The sequence below is a fragment of the Streptococcus pseudopneumoniae genome, from assembly GCF_001073085.1.
Lineage (GTDB): Bacteria > Bacillota > Bacilli > Lactobacillales > Streptococcaceae > Streptococcus > Streptococcus pseudopneumoniae_M.
On record NZ_JVFV01000042.1, the window covers coordinates 12,050 to 30,337 of the forward strand.

The window sequence follows — 18,288 nt, forward strand, 5'->3', positions numbered from 1 at the left end:
TATACCATAAATCAAGCCTATCCAACAAAGGAAAATCATAAGACAGTTACTTCTAAGAAAAGCAAACAAAAAACACCTATAAAGTAAGATGAAATTCTAACCCCAAGGTGTCGTTATTAAGATTATTTAGCTGCTGCGTAAAGCTCGTCTACTTTATTCCAGTTGATAACTGAGAAAAAAGCTTTGATGTAGTCAGGACGAACGTTACGGTATTTCACGTAGTAAGCATGTTCCCAAACGTCCAAGCCCAAGATTGGTTTTTTACCTTCTGAGATTGGTGTATCTTGGTTTGCTGTTGAAGTTACTTCAAGTTTACCTTCTTTATTAACAACCAACCATGCCCATCCAGAACCAAAACGAGTAGTTGCTGCTGCAGTGAAAGCTGCTTGGAATTCTTCGAATGAACCGAAAGTTTCATCGATTGCTGCTGCAAGTTCTGCTGAAGGAGCTGTTTTTTCAGGAGTCATCAATTCCCAGAAAAGAGCGTGGTTCAAGTGTCCACCACCGTTGTTGATAAGTGCTTGACGGATATCAGCTGGGATAGATTCTACGTCAGCAAGCAAAGCTTCAAGGTCTTCACCGATTTCAGGGTGTTTTTCAAGAGCTGCATTTGCATTGTTAACGTAAGTTTGGTGGTGTTTGTCATGGTGCAAGTGCATTGTTTCAGCATCGATGTATGGTTCTAATGCATCGTAAGCGTATGGAAGATCTGGTAAGATAATAGCCATCTGTAATACCTCTTTTTCTTTCTATATAAAGATGATAACGCAATCATCCTATTTTTTCAAGTTATTTGCTCAATTTGACTGGCTGGCAATCTGCAATAGAGCCTTCTCAAACAGGTAGCCTTTCTCATAAACTCCTGTCTTAATTTGGTAATCAGCTTGGATGAGATAACGAATAGCATTCTGGAGAAAATCAAGGGATAGTCTTCGAGAATCACGAAGGGCAAACTTGATTTGATAGGGATTCGGATTGCGACCAAGATAGTGACCCAAACTGCTGACCATCTGGGACTCTGTCTGACCAGATTCTTGCAATATTTTAACCTGGGTATAGAGTCTAAACTGCCCCAACATAATGGCAATCAGTTTAATCTCATCTTCTCCTTGCAAAGTCAAATCTTTTACTAAATCACGTGACTGATCAATCTTCTTAGTCAATATTAACTGAGTTAAATCAAAGATATTATCCTGCAAAGTCTTTGGTATGGCTTCAACAATGTCTTCTTCGGTTATGACACCAGTATCTTTGTAGGACTTTAAGAAGAGTAGATTTTTCTGAATTTCACTAAATTGAAAACCAGATTTGATAAGTAACTGTTCAAAAGCTTTCCCCTCAAATGTCAGTCCTTGTTCCTGAGACCACTTTTGAAAATATGATCGCATCTCTTGTTCTTTTAGCTCAAGAGCTTCAAAAATCTTGGCATCCCTCTTTAGAATTTTAACTAGACGTCTCTTGCTATCTAGTTTACCTTCAGCAAAAATGACTAATTTGCTCGTCGGAGATGGGTTTTCCAAATATTCTTCAAAAGCCTTAAGCTCATCATCAGATAGATAGCGTTTTTTAGCTGTTGTTAAATCAAGAAAATGATCTAAAATAACAATTTTTTCATCCGCAAAGAAAGGAAGACTGACCAGCTCTAGTTCCAAGCTTTTGTAGTCTACTTCTTTCATATCAAAATAAGCAAAGTTCAAATCAGCAGAATCGTAGCCGATTTGCTTTAGCACCTGAGTTTTCATGACTTCATACTGTCCTTGATCAGCGCCTGTAAACAAGGTCAAACTAGGTAAGTTTGATAAAGATAGCTTTTGGCTTTCTTCTATTGCTAGCATCCTTTCTCCTTTCTTTTTAATTTCGCTTTTATTTAATCAATATAATTCAATTTACCACGGAAATCTTCAAGGCTTTCATAACCTTTTTCCGTCATAATTTCTTTGAGTTCGTTTGTAATGCGATCAAAAGCACCTACACCTTCTTTGTGCAGGGTAGTTCCTACCTGCACCATGCTGGCACCACATAGGATATGTTCAAAGGCATCACGTCCTGTTAATACTCCACCTGTTCCGATGATTTGAATTTCTGGATTCAAGCGTTGATAAAAAGCATGGACATTAGCAAGGGCTGTTGGTTTGATGTATTCTCCACCGATTCCACCAAAGCCATTCTTAGGACGAATCACGACTGACTCATCTTCTATATAAAGACCATTTCCAATAGAGTTGACACAATTGACAAACTTGAGCGGATATTTGTTAAAGATCGCTGCAGCCTGGTCAAAATGAACAATATCAAAATAAGGTGGAAGCTTAATTCCTAATGGTTTTGTAAAATACTCAAAGACTTCTGATAAGATACGGTCTGTAGTTTCAAAGTCATAGGCAATCTGAGGTTTACCAGGAACATTTGGACATGAGAGATTGAGTTCAGTTAGACCTCGAAAATCACTTTCTTGAACCTTTTTCAAAATGGTATGAGTTTCCTCTGGAGACATTCCAACTAATGATAAAAAGAAGGTACGATTTGCTTCCTTTTCTTGTAACTCTAAAAGATAGTTTAAGTAATAATCTAAACCATTATTTGGTAGCCCCATAGAGTTGATAGAACCGAGTGGAACATCTTGATAACGTGGTTCCGGATTTCCCTGACGAAATTCCAAGGTTGCTGTTTTAGTGACAAAGGTTCCTGCTGCTGAGTTTTTGACACCTTCCAACTCCTCAACTGTCATACAAGCAACTCCTGCTGCATTCATCAAGCAATTGTCAAACTCAAAACCAGCAATCTGTGTTTTAGTTGATACCATGATTCTGTTCCTCCAGATTCCTTTTTATGTCTATTATTATACCATACTTTGACTTTTGCTTTTCAATAAAACCATTTCCATAGAAAAGGTTCGTTTTTTAGCATGTTTTGAATCAGTCATTTTAAATTGAAAGAATTTTTAGAAAATTTATGTTTTTTTCTTTACACTGAAAAAATTTTCTGCTATAATGTCTCATGTAATAAAATATGACAACAAAAAGGAGAACGATATGACATCTGCTAAAGAATATATCCAAAGCGTGTTTGAAACTGTAAAAGCTCGTAACGGGCACGAGGCTGAATTTCTCCAGGCGGTTGAAGAATTCTTCAGCACTTTGGAGCCTGTCTTTGAAAAACACCCTGAGTATATTGAAGAAAATATCTTGGCACGTATCACAGAACCTGAGCGCGTGATTTCTTTCCGTGTTCCTTGGGTTGACCGTGATGGAAAAGTTCAAGTTAACCGTGGTTACCGTGTTCAATTTAACTCAGCTGTTGGACCATATAAAGGCGGACTTCGTTTCCACCCAACTGTAAACCAAGGGATCTTGAAATTCCTCGGATTCGAACAAATCTTTAAAAACGTTTTGACTGGACTTCCAATCGGTGGTGGTAAAGGTGGATCAGACTTCGATCCTAAAGGCAAAACTGATGCTGAAGTGATGCGCTTCTGCCAAAGCTTCATGACTGAATTGCAAAAATACATCGGACCATCTCTTGACGTACCTGCTGGTGATATCGGTGTTGGTGGACGTGAGATTGGTTACCTTTACGGACAATACAAACGCCTCAACCAATTTGATGCTGGTGTCTTGACTGGTAAACCTCTTGGATTTGGTGGTAGCTTGATCCGTCCAGAAGCAACTGGTTACGGTTTGGTTTACTACACTGAAGAAATGCTTAAAGCTAACGACAACAGCTTTGCTGATAAGAAAGTTGTGATTTCAGGTTCTGGTAACGTAGCTCAATACGCTCTTCAAAAAGCAACTGAACTTGGTGCAACTGTTATCTCTGTATCTGACTCAAATGGTTATGTCATTGATGAAAATGGTATCGACTTCGACCTTTTGTCAGATGTTAAAAACAACCGTCGTGCTCGTTTGACTGAGTACGCTGCAGAAAAACCAACTGCTACATACTACGAAGGTTCTGTATGGACTTACACTGGAAACTACGATATCGCTCTTCCTTGTGCGACTCAAAACGAGATCAACGGTGAAGCTGCGAAACGCTTGGTTGCTCAAGGAGTTATCTGTGTATCTGAAGGTGCTAACATGCCTAGCGACCTTGAAGCTATCAAAGTATACAAGGAAAATGGAATCCTTTACGGACCTGCCAAAGCTGCCAATGCTGGTGGGGTAGCTGTATCAGCTCTTGAAATGAGCCAAAACAGTCTTCGCCTTTCATGGACACGTGAAGAAGTTGACGGTCGTTTGAAAGATATCATGACTAACATCTTTAACACAGCTAAAACAACTGCAGAAACTTACGGTCTTGGTACTGACTACCTTGCAGGTGCAAACATTGCAGCCTTTGAAAATGTAGCAAACGCTATGATTGCTCAAGGTCTCGTGTAAGATTCAATTATAAAATCCTCAATCGCTCTGATTGGGGATTTTTCTTGGTTTGAAAAGACTCACTAAACGTTTTAGTGAGCTTAAAATTCATAGTTATTTTTCTGTAACTAAAGCAAATGAAAGACATTCAACAATTTCACTTGTTACTTTATCAATGTTTATATCTTCTTTGTCATTTATAATTATAGGAACAATATAAGAAAGACTTAAAGCTAAAATATAGCGAACGATCCTTTCATTTGACCAATCTCGAATAACACCATTTTTTTTAAACTGATTCAAAACTGGTGTAATTGGATTAATGATAGAATGAACAATAATATTTCCTAACTCTTCAGAAATAGATTTATCAATCAGTGAACGACTCAAAAGGATTTTAACTTGCATTTTATTGTTATGAATAAAGACTAACCTATCCTGAACGATGCTTCTTAGAAAAAGTGAAAAGGTTTCTTGCCCTATTGTAAATCTCTTATCTGAAAAATCAGCAATGACCTCTGGAATGACTTGTTTTAGAAATCTAGATAAAATAGCATCTAGGATACCTTCCTTGGTTTTAAAATAACTAAAAACTGTTCCTTCTGAGACTCCAGCGTGTTCAGCAATAAGATGAGAAGTTGTATTTTCAAACCCAATCTCTGAAAATAATTTTAGACTTGAAATTAAAACTTTACGTTGTTTTAAACTTAAGTTACTGCTTTTTAATGTCTCAGCAAACTTATATTCTATACTTTCCATTCCTGCCCCCTCTATCTACTCTCTTATTTTAATAATTCTTTTACCACGAGTATGTCCTAATTTCAGACTACGATATGCCTCTCTAACTGACTCCAGAGAAAAACTATACTCTTTCTCAATATTTAGCTGAACTTTTCCATCTGAGACCATCTCCTCTAGAATTTTTAAATCATCATATGTAGAATGTCTTGGCCCAGTGAACTGAGCCCCTTTTATCATAACAAATGGTGAAGGTACTAAAGTTCCAATATCAGTTCCGTTCAATCCAAGATGGAAGGCTAACTTAACGTAATCACCACCATAGCAATCCAAGAATTTTGTAATAGGTTTTGGAGCTACTGATAAAAGAGACTTTTGGACATCCTCTTCATAAGATACTGGTATAGCACCTAATGATTCTAGATATTCTGCATTTTTCTTGCTCGCAATACCAATAACAGTTGCTCCCTTAGCAACCGCATACTGAACTGCAATGCTTCCAATACCACCTGAAGCCGCCGAAATAACTACAACATCTTTTGAATTTAAATGAATTCTTCTAAAAGCGCCACCGACCGTTAAAGAGGCCACACCCATAGTAGCAGCATGATTCATGTCAATATTGTCTGGTTTCAATGCGATTTCCGATTCACTAATACAAATTTCTGTTGCTAACGCACCCCTCTTAGTACCAAGTCCAGGATCACTTATTATTGTTCCAAAAACCTTGTTACCTACTGAAAAACGGCTCACTCCTTCACCAATTTCTGTGATAACACCAGCAAAATCCCTAGCGACACCTCTTGGAAATAAAGATGATTTTGATTCAAACCAACGACCTGGTTGTTTTAATTTTGTCAAAAAACTCAAAAAACAAAGTGGCTTCGCCCCCTCGAAAGTTTTGTAATCAATAGGATTTAAACCAACAGCAAATACTTTTACTCTAACTTGATTCATTCCTAATGATTCAGATATAATATTTACTAAATCTAGAACTTTTTCATCACCAAAACGATTATACTGTATTGCTTTAATAACCATTATCTAATTCTCCTAATCCCTAACAAAATTGAGTGAGCACTCAATTAATTTTGTTATATTATACGCTTATTCTTCAAAGAAATCAACTGCTCTATGACTTTAAACAAAAAAATCTACCAAAAATGGTAGATTTTTTCTTACAATTTGCCTGCTACGGCATCCAACAATTCTTGAATTTTTGCTTGGTTGCTTCCTCCTGCCATGGCCATGTCTGGTTTACCACCACCACGTCCATCAACGATTGGAGCCAATTCTTTGATGACATTACCTGCGTGCACATCTTTTGTCTTGCTGGCTACAAGGACATTCACCTTGTCACCAATGGCTGCGACAAGAACAAGCACATCAGAGTAGTCTTTTTGCTTCCAGTTATCTGCAAAGGTACGAAGGGCACCTGCATCTGATACAGAAACTTGACTAGCAATGTAACGGTGTCCGTTTGCTTCTTGAACATTCTTGAAGACATCACCTGCCGCTGCTGCTGCCGCTTTTTCCTTCAATTCTGCATTTTCTTTTTGCAATTGACGGAGTTGTTCTTGAAGTCCTTCAACTTTGTGAGGTACTTCTTTGAGTTGAGGTGCTTTCAAGGTTGCTGCGACTGCTTTCAGTGCGTCTTCTTGTTCACGATAAGCTTCAAAGGCCTCTTTACCAGTCACTGCCAAGATACGACGAGTTCCTGATCCGATACCTTCTTCTTTGACAATCTTGAAGAGACCAATTTCAGAAGTATTGCCAACGTGAGTACCACCACAAAGCTCTACTGAATAGTCCCCGATAGTGACTACGCGAACTTCCTTACCGTATTTCTCACCAAAGAGGGCCATAGCTCCCATTTCTTTAGCTGTGTCAATATCAGTCTCAACTGTTTCCACTGCGATGGCTTCCCAAATCTTCTCATTGACTTGTTGCTCAATAGCACGCAATTCTTCTGGAGTCACGGCTTGGAAGTGGGTAAAGTCAAAGCGAAGGAATTCTACTTCGTTGAGAGATCCTGCTTGGGTTGCGTGGTTACCAAGGATATTGTGAAGAGCCGCATGGAGCAAGTGAGTTGCAGTGTGGTTCTTCATAACACGATGACGACGATTGGTATCGATAGCCAAGGTGTATTCTTGGTTCAAAGCAAGAGGAGCAAGAACTTCAACGGTGTGCAATGCTTGTCCGTTTGGTGCTTTTTGAACGTCTGTTACAGTCGCTACGACATTTCCTGCAGCATCCAAGATTTGACCATGGTCCGCAACTTGTCCACCCATTTCAGCGTAGAAAGGTGTCTCTGCAAAGATAAGTGACGCAGTTCCTTCAGCTACACCTTCTACTTCAGCATTTTCAGCTACGATAGCAACCAACTTAGAAGACAATTGACTAGCATTGTAGTTGAAGACACTCTCAACAGTGATGTTTTGAAGGGTTTCATTTTGCATGCCCATAGATCCACCTTTGACAGCAGACGCACGCGCACGTTCTTGTTGTTCCTTCATGGCTGCTTCGAATCCTTCACGGTCTACAGTCATTCCTGCTTCTTCAGCGATTTCTTCTGTCAACTCTACTGGGAATCCGTATGTATCATAGAGTTTAAAGACATCTTGACCAGCAATGACAGATTGTCCTTTTTCTTTCAAGTCTGCTACGATTCCTTGGGCAAAGTGTTGACCTGAGTGAAGAGTACGAGCAAATGATTCTTCTTCGCTCTTAACGATTTTCTCAATAAAGTCACGTTTTTCAAGCACTTCTGGGTAGTAGCTTTCCATGATTTTTCCAACAGTTGGAACGAGTTTGTAAAGGAAAGGCTCGTTGATGCCCAATTTTTGACCATGCATAGAGGCACGACGGAGGAGACGACGGAGGACATAACCACGACCTTCATTCCCAGGAAGGGCACCATCACCAATCGCAAATGAAAGCGAACGGATGTGGTCGGCAATAACCTTGAAGCTCATGTTGTCGCCATCTTGGTCGTAAACCTTACCAGATAATTTCTCAACTTCACGAATGATCGGCATGAAGAGGTCAGTTTCAAAGTTTGTCTTAGCCCCTTGGATAACCGCCACCAAACGCTCCAAACCAGCGCCCGTATCAATGTTTTTGTGTGGCAATTCCTTGTACTCGCTACGAGGTACAGCTGGGTCAGCGTTAAATTGTGACAATACAATGTTCCAGATTTCGATATAACGGTCGTTTTCGATATCTTCTGCAAGAAGACGAAGACCAATATTTTCAGGGTCAAAGGCTTCTCCACGGTCGAAGAAGATTTCTGTATCAGGTCCAGAAGGTCCCGCACCGATTTCCCAGAAGTTGTCTTCAATTGGGATCAAATGACTTGGATCCACTCCCACTTCAATCCAGCGGTTGTATGAATCTTTGTCATCTGGATAATAAGTCATGTAAAGTTTGTCTTTAGGGAAGTCAAACCACTCAGGACTTGTTAAAAGCTCATATGCCCATGTAATTGCTTCGTCACGGAAGTAATCCCCGATTGAGAAGTTTCCCAACATTTCAAACATAGTATGGTGACGAGCAGTCTTCCCTACGTTTTCGATATCGTTTGTACGGATGGCTTTTTGCGCATTGGTAATCCGTGGGTTTTCAGGGATAATAGTTCCATCAAAGTATTTTTTAAGAGTGGCAACCCCTGAGTTGATCCACAAAAGTGTTGGGTCGTTTACTGGAACCAAGCTAACGGATGGTTCTACTGAGTGGCCTTTTGTAGCCCAGAAATCAAGCCACATTTGGCGGACTTGTGCACTAGATAATTGTTTCATATGTATCTCCTTTTTACTAATTTGATTGGCTTTCTAGCATTTCCACATAGTCGATAGCGACACAGAGGGAAATGACTAGGTCTGCATAAGATTCGTCATAAACGGTTACGGTATAGGTAGAGGTTAAATGGAAAAGTTCCTTAGCAATCTCTGCAATTACTTGATCGCGGTCATCTAGCAATTTAAAATTCAAATCCCAGACATTTCCTTCGATACGAAGACCGAGATTGTCAAATTCATACTTATCTCTAAAGAACGTCAACTTCTTGCGGATATAAAAACTATCGCCGTTACTGAGTTGAATTTCAAAACGAGGTAGGAAAGTTAAGACTTCCTTACTAATCTCACTGACCTGTTCACCAGCAACATCATAGATGGTAAAGGTTTTAGGAATCTTAAAAAATGAACCTTCAACCTGATAGGCGACATTGCCCAACTCATCCTTGATATCAAAACGTTCACCACCTAGGCGAAATTTCTGTTTGACAAGAAATGTTCTCATAAACACCTCCAAAAATAAAAGACAAATCCATATCACGAAGGGCGAAAAACCGCGGTACCACCTTCATTCAATGAACTTGTCATTCTTTCGTTCTTATGCAATTGTTAGATTGAGTAGCATGATTTTCTATCTTAGATGGCTCGCAGCACCGCCAATTCTCTGAACTAAGATGGAGAGAAAACCAATTCTCAACTTTCTTATTATATCGTTTTTGAAGAGGTTCGTCAAGCTTAATAACCATGAAGTAAAACTCATTTTTTTAACAGTTTACCAAATATTATATAGGCGATAGACCACAAGAAACATCCAACCAATAAGAATTGACCTAAAACAATGAGATAATCCAAAATTGAGATCAACTTATACCATCCACTAAATAGAAGACAGGGAAGAACAGTAAATAGCATAATGATAAAATGTATAATAGATTGTTTAAATAGCGACCATTTTTCAATTTCATAAATTACCGAGGCTGATGCTATCGAGGTAGCAATAATGCCAACCAAAAATGTACTTTTAACCTGAAAAATATCAGTCCCTTGAAGTCTCATAAAAATTGCCAAACTGGTCATAATGACAAAAGGAATCATTCCTCTAAAAATAGCTTTTTTAATCATAGCTACTACCTCAATCATAAATTAAAATGCCTTTAACTCTATCGAAATTATAGCATAGTTAAGTATATTTTTCTACTAATTCATAATCTATTTTAATAAATAACCTAGCCATAAAATGGTTAATTTTCTATGGCTAGGTTTTATTTTTTTGTCTGATTGAAATTATTTCCGATAGCAGATAATCTCCTACTTCCGATACATCTTAAATTGTAGGAAGAGGTCACTGTAGATTCCTGTCCATTTATGGTCAAATTTTTCATAAACTTCTAGGTGTTTCATTGTATCTGCATCGGGATAGAAGGACTTGTCTTCTTTGGTCTCCTCAGGGAGCATTTCCTTAGCAGCATTGTTTGGTGTTGAATAACCGACATATTCTGCATTTTTAAGAGCATTTTCGGGCTTCAACATGAAGTTGATAAAGGCATAGGCTGCATCTTGGTTCTTGACAGTTTTAGGAATAACCATGTTATCAAACCAGAGGTTACTTGCTTCTGTCGGCACAACATATTTGAGGTTAGGATTCTTTTCCAACATCTGGCTAGCTTCCCCTGAGAAGGTCACACCAATAGCAGCATTGTTCTGAATCATGTAACCCTTCATCTCATCGGCTACAATTGCCTTGATATTAGGAGTCAGCTCATACAGTTTATCAACCGTTTGTGACAGTTGTTGAGGATCTTTTGAGTTAAGGCTATAGCCTAGTGAGTTAAGACCTAACCCAAGCACTTCACGCGCCCCATCAAAGAGCATGATCGAATCCTTGTATTCTGGTTTCCAGAGGTCGTCCCAATGTTCAGGTGCTTCTTCCACCATGGTTTCATTATAGACAATTCCCAAAGTTCCCCAGAAGTATGGGATAGAATACTGGTTATTTGGATCAAAAGACTGGTTGAGAAATTCTGGACCAATATTCTCAATTCCCTCAATTTTACTATAATCCAATGGAACTAAAAGGTCTTCATCCTTCATTTTGTTAATCATGTACTCACTTGGGATGGCAATATCATAGGTTGTCCCGCCCTGTTTAATTTTCGTGTACATGGCTTCGTTAGAGTCAAAGGTTTCGTACTGAACTTGAATTCCTGTTTCTTCTGTAAATTTCTCCAGAAGTTCAGGGTCGATATAATCTCCCCAGTTGTAGATAACCAATTTTTGACTATCGCGACTATTGATTTTACTGTCAAGATTATAGGAAATTCCCCACAAAACAAGGATAATCGCTAGAATTCCTGCTAAAAATGAATAGAGTCGTTTCATGCTTGCTCCTCCTTCTCACGTGAAATGAAGTAATATCCGACAACTAGGATAATACTAAAGAGAAAGACCAAGGCTGAAAGAGCATTGATTTCTAGAGAAATTCCCTTACGAGCTCGAGAGTAGATCTCAACTGACAAGGTTGAAAATCCATTTCCCGTTACAAAGAAAGTCACAGCAAAATCATCTAGGGAATAGGTGAATGCCATGAAGTATCCTGCAATGATAGACGGCGTTAAGTAAGGAAGCATAATTTCCTTAAACATCTGGAACTGACTAGCTCCAAGGTCATAGGCCGCATGAATCATATCCCCATTCATCTCTTTCAAACGAGGAAGAACCATGAGCACTACAATTGGAATTGAAAAAGCCACATGACTAGAAAGAACGGTCAAAAAGCCAAGTGAAAACTTGAGTTGGGTAAAGAAAATCAAAAAGCTAGCACCAATCATAACGTCTGGTGCAACCATCAAAATGTTATTGAGTGATAGGAAGGCTTCTTGATATTTTTTACGTGATTGGTAGATGTAGATGGCACCAAAGGTACCAATCACTGTCGCAATCAAGGCTGATAGGAAGGCTAGTAAAAAGGTCTGAACCAAGATGAGCATGAGTCTTCCATCTCCAAACATGGTTTCAAAGTGAGACAAACTAAAGCCTGTAAAGCTATTCATATCATCCCCGGCATTGAAGGCATATCCGATCAGGTAAAAGATTGGCAAATAAAGGACGATAAAAACAAAGGCTAGGTAAAGATTCGATAATTTTTTCATCGTTCTCTCCTTTCCTTAGTCACCCACATAGTGATAAACATAGTTAGGATAAGAACCACACCGATAGTTGAACCCATACCATAGTTGTCATTGGTCAGGAAGTTCTGCTCGATGGCAGTCCCCAAAGTAATCACTCGGTTCCCCCCAATCAAACGGGTCAACATGAAGAGACTCAAACTTGGGATAAAGACAGATTGAACCCCACTTCTTACCCCATTCATTGACAGAGGGAAGATGACATGGCGGAAGGTTTCCCACTTGGTCGCACCTAGGTCATAGCTGGCATTGATGAGATTGTTATCCATATCGTCCAAGACATTGAAAATCGGCAAAATCATAAATGGAAGCTCGATGTAGCTTGCGACAAAGATAAAGGAGAAATCCGTAAAGAGCAACTGCTGAGAACCAATTCCGATAAACTCTAGGAATTGATTAATAGAGCCGTTTTGACCAAAAATTCCGATAAAGGCATAAGCCTTAAGGAGAAGGTTGATCCAAGTTGGTAGGATAATCAGCATGAGCCAGAGTTGACGGTGTTTAAGACGAGTCAAAAAGAGGGCTGTTGGATAGCTAATCAAGAGTGTCACTAGAGTCACAAGCCCTGCATAGAGAACAGAGTTGAAACTCATTTTAAGATAGGTCAAGTTTTGTGACGCAAAGTAGGATTTATAGTTTTCTAAACTGAACTGGCCTTCGATGTTGAAAAAGGATTGCCCAAAAATCAAGATCAAGGGTGCCAATACAAAGAGTGCAATCCAAAGCATGTAGGGCACTACAAAGAGTTTAGAGGTTGTTTTCTTCATCTCTTTCCTCCTCGATAGCGTTAATCAGACCTGCTTCATGCTCTTCGATTTCTACGTACTCTTCGATACGAGCATCGAACTCTTCTTCTGTTTCATTGAGACGCATGATGTGGATGTCTTCTGGTTCAAAGTCCAGACCGATTTCCTCACCAACGATGGCCTTACGAGTCGAGTGAATCATCCATTCATTGCCGAGTTCATCATAGGCGATAATCTCATAGTGAACCCCACGGAAAAGCTGAGTATCAACCTTAACTTGAAGTTTTCCTTCTTCTGGAAGGGTAATGCGCAAGTCCTCTGGGCGAATCACGACTTCGACTGGTTCATTTGGCTTCATCCCACCGTCGACCGCTTCAAATCGTTTGCCATTGAACTCGACCAAGTAGTCCTCAATCATGGTCCCTGGCAAGATATTTGATTCACCGATGAAGGTTGCAACAAAGTGGTTAATGGGCTCATCATAGATATCAACTGGTGTACCAGACTGAACAATCTCACCGTCATTCATAACAAAAATCCAGTCACTCATGGCCAGAGCTTCTTCCTGATCGTGAGTAACAAAGACAAAGGTAATCCCCAAGCGTTGTTGCAGTTCACGTAGTTCGTACTGCATGTCTGTACGCAACTTCAAGTCAAGTGCTGACAAAGGTTCATCCAATAAGACCACACGAGGCTGGTTGATAATCGCACGCGCAATAGCTACACGCTGGCGTTGTCCACCAGATAGTTTACGAATCGAACGTTTTTCAAAACCTTCTAACTGTACCATCTTGAGAACTTCTAAGACACGTTGTTCGATTTCTTTTTTATCGACCTTACGCAATCGCAATGGAAAGGCAACATTTTCAAAGACATTCATATGCGGGAACAAGGCGTAAGATTGGAAGACCGTGTGAACATCGCGCTTATTGGTCGGGATATCATTGATTCTTACGCCATCCAGTAAAATATCACCCGTCGTTGCATCCAGCAAACCGGCGATAATATTGAGAATGGTTGATTTTCCTGAACCAGAGGCTCCTAGCAGTGTATAAAATTTTCCTTCTTCCAACTCAAAGTTAATATCCTTGAGAACCTTAGTGTCACTATCTTCAAAAACTTTAGAAACGTTTCTGAATTCGATAATTGGCTTTTTCAATTCTTCTAAATTCCTTCTTCTTCGTAAATTAACAGATTGGGACCTTGTTAGAATGCTAGAAACTAGTGTAGGAAATAAAATGACCTAAACCTCATTTAGCGATAAAATCCCAATCTTTTAATGCTATGTAAAAATAATGTTATTCGTGTTCACCCAAGATACGAACCTCTCGCTCAAGGGTAACACCTGAATGTTCTTTAACTTTTTCAATGACAGACTCAATTAAGTCTTCATAATCTCTTGCAGTCCCATCAGCCACGTTTATCATAAAGCCTGCATGTTTTTCTGAGACTTCGACACCACCGATACGGTAGCCCTTCAAACCAGCTTCTGCAATCAATTGACCTGCAAAATGACCTACCGGACGTTTAAAAACTGAACCACAAGAAGGATACTCTAAAGGCTGCTTGAGTTCACGAAGGTGGGTCAAGCGGTCCATTTCTTGCTTGATGACTTGGTGATTACCTGGAGCTAAGGCAAACTTAGCAGATAGGACTACTGCCCCTGACGCTTGAATGGCTGAATGACGATAACCAAAGGTCAAGTCTTTAGCAGATAGGGTTTCGATTTCACCTTCCTTAGTCAAGATTTGACAAGACTGGAGAACATGAGCAATCTCACCACCATAAGCCCCGGCATTCATAAAGACAGCACCACCGACGCTTCCTGGAATACCACAAGCAAACTCAAAGCCAGTCAAACTATGACGTAGGGCAATACGAGTAGTTTCAATCAAGTTAGCTCCAGCTTCTGCCTCAATGGTGTAACCATCAACCGAAACATTATTAAGCTTATCACACATGATTACAAAGCCACGAACTCCGCCTTCTCGGACGATAATGTTACTTGCATTTCCAAGAACCATCCAAGGAATGTTTTCCTGATTGGCAAACTTGACTACACGAGCCATCTCATAGCGATTGCGTGGAAAAACTAAATAATCTGCCTTCCCTCCAACTTTGGTATAGGTATAAGTTTTTAGCGGTTCATCGAATCGAATATCGATTCCTTCTAGTGTTTCTTTTAGTTTATCTAATACGGTCATTTTTCTAATCCTTTTATAAAATTCATTCCATTATATCATTTTTAGCTCTATTTTTCGATGATTTGGTTAGCTTTTTCAAAAGCTCAAACTAAAAAGAGGATGAACCTCTTTTTTGTATTATTGCTTTTTATAAAAGATCGATTTTGTAAAGTAAATAAAAATAATAACTTCCACTGCTAACAATCCTTCTACGAGAAGGGGATTTGACAACCAGCCAACTTGAGATAGGCTCGGAGCCAAATCAAATAGGGCGTGTAAACCATAAGCAGCTACTAGGTAAATCCATTTCTTTTGGCGAACTGCTTGATAAACCCAGAAAGAGAGACCGATTTGCATAACAAGAGCAAGCACACGCTCAACACCGAGTAAATAAACCTGCCATCCAGATAGAGATTGTACTGTTTCAAGTGTATTTTTGGGAAGGAGATTTGCCAGATCTGGATTTGAAGACTCTAATAACGAAAAGAGGATCAAAAGACTAATCAAGCTTCCCATTCCGAGGTAGAGCAATTCTAAGCCACCATGCCCCAATCCATAAGCAAGAGCATCTGAATCTTCCAAAGTTCTTTTCTTCTCTAACCATTTAAAGAAAATAAGTCGAGCTGTTTCTTCAAACAAAGCAGCCATACAGATCCCGTAAATCACATAGAGAAGGGGATTTGCCGTCATGAGTGGAACTGTCCCATCCTTTTGTGGATGAAGAACCAAGAGATGAACGATTTTCTCTAAGACCTGAGATGAAGCAAAAAATGCAACTGCCCCAAGTCCCAAAACTGCAAAATTAATCTTGTATTTCTTTCTTGCGTACCAAACTGCTGCAATGAGGACGGCAAACATGGCCAGCATCGTTATTATTACATGAATTTTCATATTTGACTCCTATTATTCTGCCTGATCGATATCTTTTTTCATCTCGTCAACGTTAAACTTAGCAAAGAGGTACTGACGATCCTGGACAGGGAAACGTTGATCCAACTGATCGACAGCTCCAACCTCTACGATTCCTTCCTTGATGACAAAGTCCATGACATGACCTCCAAAGGTTAGGTCATCTGAGATAAAGTGTAGATGGTAACCAGCAACACTAACTCCATGGAAAATTTCAGGTGTCCAAAAACCAACGATAGTTCCTGAGACATTGTCGCAGCTATATTCAGGCTGATGCGTCGCAACCTCAGCAAACTTCGTTTCAGTTGTTGATTTTGGAATCATTCGAACATGCATGTGTTTAAAATCACCATGAATCTTGATGGAACGGAAAAGATTCTCTCCATCATAATAGGACTCAATACGTTTTTCAAGTTCCTGATCAGTCATTTCAAAACGCTGACGGAAAATAACTTCTGCCTGGTGGGGTACAACTGCTGCATAGGGGATCAAAGCATCTGGTGAAACTTCCACAATTTCAGGTTTCTCACCTGATCCCTTAGCCTGATAAGCTTTCCCATCTAAGACAATCAATTCTCCATCGATAGAATCTAGGGTTCCTAATCCTAAATCACCATGTTCAAGCAATTCACCAACGGTCATGGTTCCTCCGTAAAGTCCCGCCATCAAGGCTCCCAAAGTATTATATTGGAATAATTTTACTGGTTCTTGCACCTTCATCATCTCACTCTTCTTTGAAAATTTTACTTACTAAGTATATCACATTTCTGATTAGAATTGAATGCTAGACTGCCTTTTAATACTCAATGAAAATCAAAGAGCAAACTAGGAAACTAGCTGCAGGTTGCTCAAAGCACTGTTTTGAGGTTGTAGATGGAACTGACGGAGTCAGCTCAAAACACTGTTTTGAGGTTGTGGATAGAACTGACGTAGTCAGCTCAAAACACTGTTTTGAGGTTGTGGATAGAACTGACGTAGTCAGTAACCATACATACGGCAAGGCGACGTTGACGCGGTTTGAAGAGATTTTCGAAGAGTATAACATTGCCAAACTTCTAAAAAAAAGGTACAATGTAACAAAATCGAGAGAGGTCTGGGATGAAGCAAGAAAGCAAGTATGAACAAGTCGTTCACTATCTAAAAAATGAGATAGAATCAGGTAGATTTCCCACTGGAAGTCGCCTACCATCTATCCGAAAACTCAGTCAAGATTTTCACTGTAGCAAAGACACCATACAGCGCGCACTCTTAGAACTCCGATACGAGAAATATATCTACTCAAAACCTCAAAGTGGTTATTATGTATTGGAGCAACAAACCAGTCATGAAGACTTAATTATCTCAGTTAACGATGAACACGCAGCAGCCTATGATGATTTTCGTCTGTGCGTCAATGAGAGCTTGATTGGGCGAGAAAATTATCTCTACAACTACTATGAACACCAAGAAGGCTTAGAAGAATTACGTCAGTCCGTTCAGACATTACTCTTTGATCAAGCCATTTATAGTAAAGCAGACCAATTAGTCATGACATCTGGGACCCAACAAGCACTGTTTATTCTTTCCCAGATTGATTTTCCAGGTCAAGCTCAGGAAATACTGGTCGAACAACCGACCTATCATCGGATGAACCAGCTACTACTAGCTCAAAATATTCCCTATCAAACCATTGACCGTCGAGTAGACGGCATTGACCTAAACGAACTTGAGGAACACTTTAAAAGCGGAAAGATTAAGTTTTTCTATACTATTCCCCGTTTCCACTATCCTCTGGGGCATTCTTATTCTGAAGAGGAAAAACTTGCTATCCTTGACTTAGCTGCAAAATATCAGATTTATATCGTTGAGGATGACTATCTGGGGGACTTAGATCCTAAAATGGGACAAACCTTTCATTATTTAGACCAACATAATTTGGTCATCTATATCAAGTCCTTTTCTACCAGTCTTTTTCCTGCCCTTCGAATCACTGCCCTTCTTCTTCCAAACGCTATCAAGGAAGCTTTTGTCACCTATAAAAACATTCTCGACTACGATAACAACCTTATCATGCAAAAGGCTCTATCACTCTACATCGATAGTCAACTCTTTGAGAAAAACAGACTAGCACGACTGGCACTGCAAGAAAAAAGTCAGGAGCACATCCAACAGCTCTTACAAAGGTATCCCATTTCCCTACCGAGCTATCCACTTCATGATGGGCTTTTGCTTGATCTCAGGAACTATCCTAGCATCGCTAGTCTTAAACACAGCCCTCTAGAACTCGACTTCTTCGAATCTTCCTATCTAGCGAACTGCCCTTATCACTTTGCAAAAATTTCCTTAGAAAATATTGAAGAAACATTAAGCTATTTAAAAACAGAGCTGGACTGAAA

At 39.5% G+C, this 18,288-nt stretch carries 17 protein-coding genes; 2 read left to right on the forward strand and 15 right to left on the reverse strand.

Going from position 1 to position 18,288, the window contains the following annotated elements; genetic code table 11:
* Window positions 1–122: 122 nt before the first annotated feature.
* The 3 genes from sodA to ADH90_RS08470 all read right to left on the reverse strand — a co-directional run bounded on the left by sodA (window position 123) and on the right by ADH90_RS08470 (window position 2,803).
* Window positions 123–728: a superoxide dismutase SodA gene (gene sodA, locus ADH90_RS08460; protein WP_006150800.1), complete on the reverse strand. Its 606-nt coding sequence runs from the start codon at window positions 726–728 to the stop codon at window positions 123–125.
* Between the two features lie 69 nt (window positions 729–797).
* Complete coding sequence (holA, locus tag ADH90_RS08465) at window positions 798–1,835, reverse strand: DNA polymerase III subunit delta (RefSeq protein ID WP_049530876.1); 1,038 nt, start codon at window positions 1,833–1,835, stop codon at window positions 798–800.
* A gap of 32 nt (window positions 1,836–1,867) precedes the next feature.
* Window positions 1,868–2,803, reverse strand: a complete 936-nt coding sequence (locus ADH90_RS08470; RefSeq protein WP_049530877.1) for a dihydroorotate oxidase — start codon at window positions 2,801–2,803, stop codon at window positions 1,868–1,870.
* Between the two features lie 229 nt (window positions 2,804–3,032).
* Here ADH90_RS08470 and gdhA point away from each other — a divergent pair, with 229 nt between their 5' ends.
* A complete protein-coding gene (gene gdhA / locus ADH90_RS08475; protein ID WP_049530878.1) occupies window positions 3,033–4,379 on the forward strand; it encodes an NADP-specific glutamate dehydrogenase in 1,347 nt (448 codons plus the stop codon).
* A gap of 93 nt (window positions 4,380–4,472) precedes the next feature.
* On the opposite strand, the gene ADH90_RS08480 is transcribed toward gdhA, so the two are convergent.
* From ADH90_RS08480 to budA, 12 genes are all read right to left on the reverse strand, one after another.
* Window positions 4,473–5,117, reverse strand: coding sequence for a TetR/AcrR family transcriptional regulator (locus ADH90_RS08480; RefSeq protein ID WP_049530879.1), 645 nt, complete (start codon window positions 5,115–5,117; stop codon window positions 4,473–4,475).
* 15 nt (window positions 5,118–5,132) lie between these two features.
* Window positions 5,133–6,137: an NADP-dependent oxidoreductase gene (locus tag ADH90_RS08485; RefSeq protein WP_049530880.1), complete on the reverse strand. Its 1,005-nt coding sequence runs from the start codon at window positions 6,135–6,137 to the stop codon at window positions 5,133–5,135.
* Window positions 6,138–6,274: 137 nt separating this feature from the next.
* A complete protein-coding gene (alaS, locus tag ADH90_RS08490; RefSeq protein ID WP_049530881.1) occupies window positions 6,275–8,893 on the reverse strand; it encodes an alanine--tRNA ligase in 2,619 nt (872 codons plus the stop codon).
* Between the two features lie 16 nt (window positions 8,894–8,909).
* A complete protein-coding gene (locus ADH90_RS08495) occupies window positions 8,910–9,395 on the reverse strand; it encodes an LURP-one-related/scramblase family protein (protein ID WP_049530882.1) in 486 nt (161 codons plus the stop codon).
* Window positions 9,396–9,646: 251 nt separating this feature from the next.
* Complete coding sequence (locus ADH90_RS08500; protein ID WP_049530883.1) at window positions 9,647–10,012, reverse strand: DUF3021 family protein; 366 nt, start codon at window positions 10,010–10,012, stop codon at window positions 9,647–9,649.
* A 186-nt stretch (window positions 10,013–10,198) separates the two neighbouring features.
* Window positions 10,199–11,269 (reverse strand): ABC transporter substrate-binding protein, encoded by a 1,071-nt coding sequence (locus ADH90_RS08505; protein WP_049530884.1) that lies wholly within the window; start codon window positions 11,267–11,269, stop codon window positions 10,199–10,201.
* The gene (locus tag ADH90_RS08510) at window positions 11,266–12,039 is read right to left on the reverse strand and encodes an ABC transporter permease (protein WP_049530885.1); all 774 of its coding nucleotides are present in this window, start codon (window positions 12,037–12,039) and stop codon (window positions 11,266–11,268) included. Before ADH90_RS08510 ends, ADH90_RS08505 begins: the two co-directional genes overlap by 4 nt.
* A complete protein-coding gene (locus ADH90_RS08515) occupies window positions 12,036–12,842 on the reverse strand; it encodes an ABC transporter permease (protein WP_049530886.1) in 807 nt (268 codons plus the stop codon). Before ADH90_RS08515 ends, ADH90_RS08510 begins: the two co-directional genes overlap by 4 nt.
* Complete coding sequence (locus ADH90_RS08520; RefSeq protein ID WP_049530887.1) at window positions 12,823–13,980, reverse strand: ABC transporter ATP-binding protein; 1,158 nt, start codon at window positions 13,978–13,980, stop codon at window positions 12,823–12,825. The genes ADH90_RS08515 and ADH90_RS08520 overlap by 20 nt, the downstream gene beginning before the upstream one ends.
* 139 nt (window positions 13,981–14,119) lie before the next feature.
* On the reverse strand, window positions 14,120–15,025 hold the full coding sequence (murB, locus tag ADH90_RS08525; protein ID WP_049530888.1) for a UDP-N-acetylmuramate dehydrogenase: 906 nt from the start codon (window positions 15,023–15,025) through the stop codon (window positions 14,120–14,122).
* 117 nt (window positions 15,026–15,142) lie between these two features.
* Window positions 15,143–15,895: a YhfC family intramembrane metalloprotease gene (locus tag ADH90_RS08530; protein ID WP_049530889.1), complete on the reverse strand. Its 753-nt coding sequence runs from the start codon at window positions 15,893–15,895 to the stop codon at window positions 15,143–15,145.
* 12 nt (window positions 15,896–15,907) lie between these two features.
* Entirely contained in the window at window positions 15,908–16,636 is a 729-nt protein-coding gene (budA, locus tag ADH90_RS08535; RefSeq protein ID WP_049530890.1) for an acetolactate decarboxylase, read from the reverse strand.
* A gap of 375 nt (window positions 16,637–17,011) precedes the next feature.
* Between budA and ADH90_RS08545 the strand changes: the two genes are divergently transcribed.
* Window positions 17,012–18,286 carry a PLP-dependent aminotransferase family protein gene (locus tag ADH90_RS08545; RefSeq protein ID WP_049530891.1) on the forward strand — a complete coding sequence of 425 codons (1,275 nt, stop codon included), beginning with the start codon at window positions 17,012–17,014 and terminating at the stop codon, window positions 18,284–18,286.
* Window positions 18,287–18,288 lie beyond the last annotated feature (2 nt).

What these genes read in the sequence shown, in the direction of transcription:
- gdhA (WP_049530878.1), top strand. Translation starts at nt 3,033, where the DNA reads ATGACATCTGCTAAAGAATATATCCAAAGCGTGTTTGAAACTGTAAAA.
- ADH90_RS08470 (WP_049530877.1), bottom strand. Translation starts at nt 2,803, where the DNA reads ATGGTATCAACTAAAACACAGATTGCTGGTTTTGAGTTTGACAATTGC.
- ADH90_RS08505 (WP_049530884.1), bottom strand. Translation starts at nt 11,269, where the DNA reads ATGAAACGACTCTATTCATTTTTAGCAGGAATTCTAGCGATTATCCTT.
- ADH90_RS08500 (WP_049530883.1), bottom strand. Translation starts at nt 10,012, where the DNA reads ATGATTAAAAAAGCTATTTTTAGAGGAATGATTCCTTTTGTCATTATG.
- ADH90_RS08480 (WP_049530879.1), bottom strand. Translation starts at nt 5,117, where the DNA reads ATGGAAAGTATAGAATATAAGTTTGCTGAGACATTAAAAAGCAGTAAC.
- ADH90_RS08510 (WP_049530885.1), bottom strand. Translation starts at nt 12,039, where the DNA reads ATGAAAAAATTATCGAATCTTTACCTAGCCTTTGTTTTTATCGTCCTT.
- holA (WP_049530876.1), bottom strand. Translation starts at nt 1,835, where the DNA reads ATGCTAGCAATAGAAGAAAGCCAAAAGCTATCTTTATCAAACTTACCT.
- sodA (WP_006150800.1), bottom strand. Translation starts at nt 728, where the DNA reads ATGGCTATTATCTTACCAGATCTTCCATACGCTTACGATGCATTAGAA.
- budA (WP_049530890.1), bottom strand. Translation starts at nt 16,636, where the DNA reads ATGATGAAGGTGCAAGAACCAGTAAAATTATTCCAATATAATACTTTG.
- ADH90_RS08530 (WP_049530889.1), bottom strand. Translation starts at nt 15,895, where the DNA reads ATGAAAATTCATGTAATAATAACGATGCTGGCCATGTTTGCCGTCCTC.
- ADH90_RS08485 (WP_049530880.1), bottom strand. Translation starts at nt 6,137, where the DNA reads ATGGTTATTAAAGCAATACAGTATAATCGTTTTGGTGATGAAAAAGTT.
- alaS (WP_049530881.1), bottom strand. Translation starts at nt 8,893, where the DNA reads ATGAAACAATTATCTAGTGCACAAGTCCGCCAAATGTGGCTTGATTTC.
- murB (WP_049530888.1), bottom strand. Translation starts at nt 15,025, where the DNA reads ATGACCGTATTAGATAAACTAAAAGAAACACTAGAAGGAATCGATATT.
- ADH90_RS08515 (WP_049530886.1), bottom strand. Translation starts at nt 12,842, where the DNA reads ATGAAGAAAACAACCTCTAAACTCTTTGTAGTGCCCTACATGCTTTGG.
- ADH90_RS08495 (WP_049530882.1), bottom strand. Translation starts at nt 9,395, where the DNA reads ATGAGAACATTTCTTGTCAAACAGAAATTTCGCCTAGGTGGTGAACGT.
- ADH90_RS08545 (WP_049530891.1), top strand. Translation starts at nt 17,012, where the DNA reads ATGAAGCAAGAAAGCAAGTATGAACAAGTCGTTCACTATCTAAAAAAT.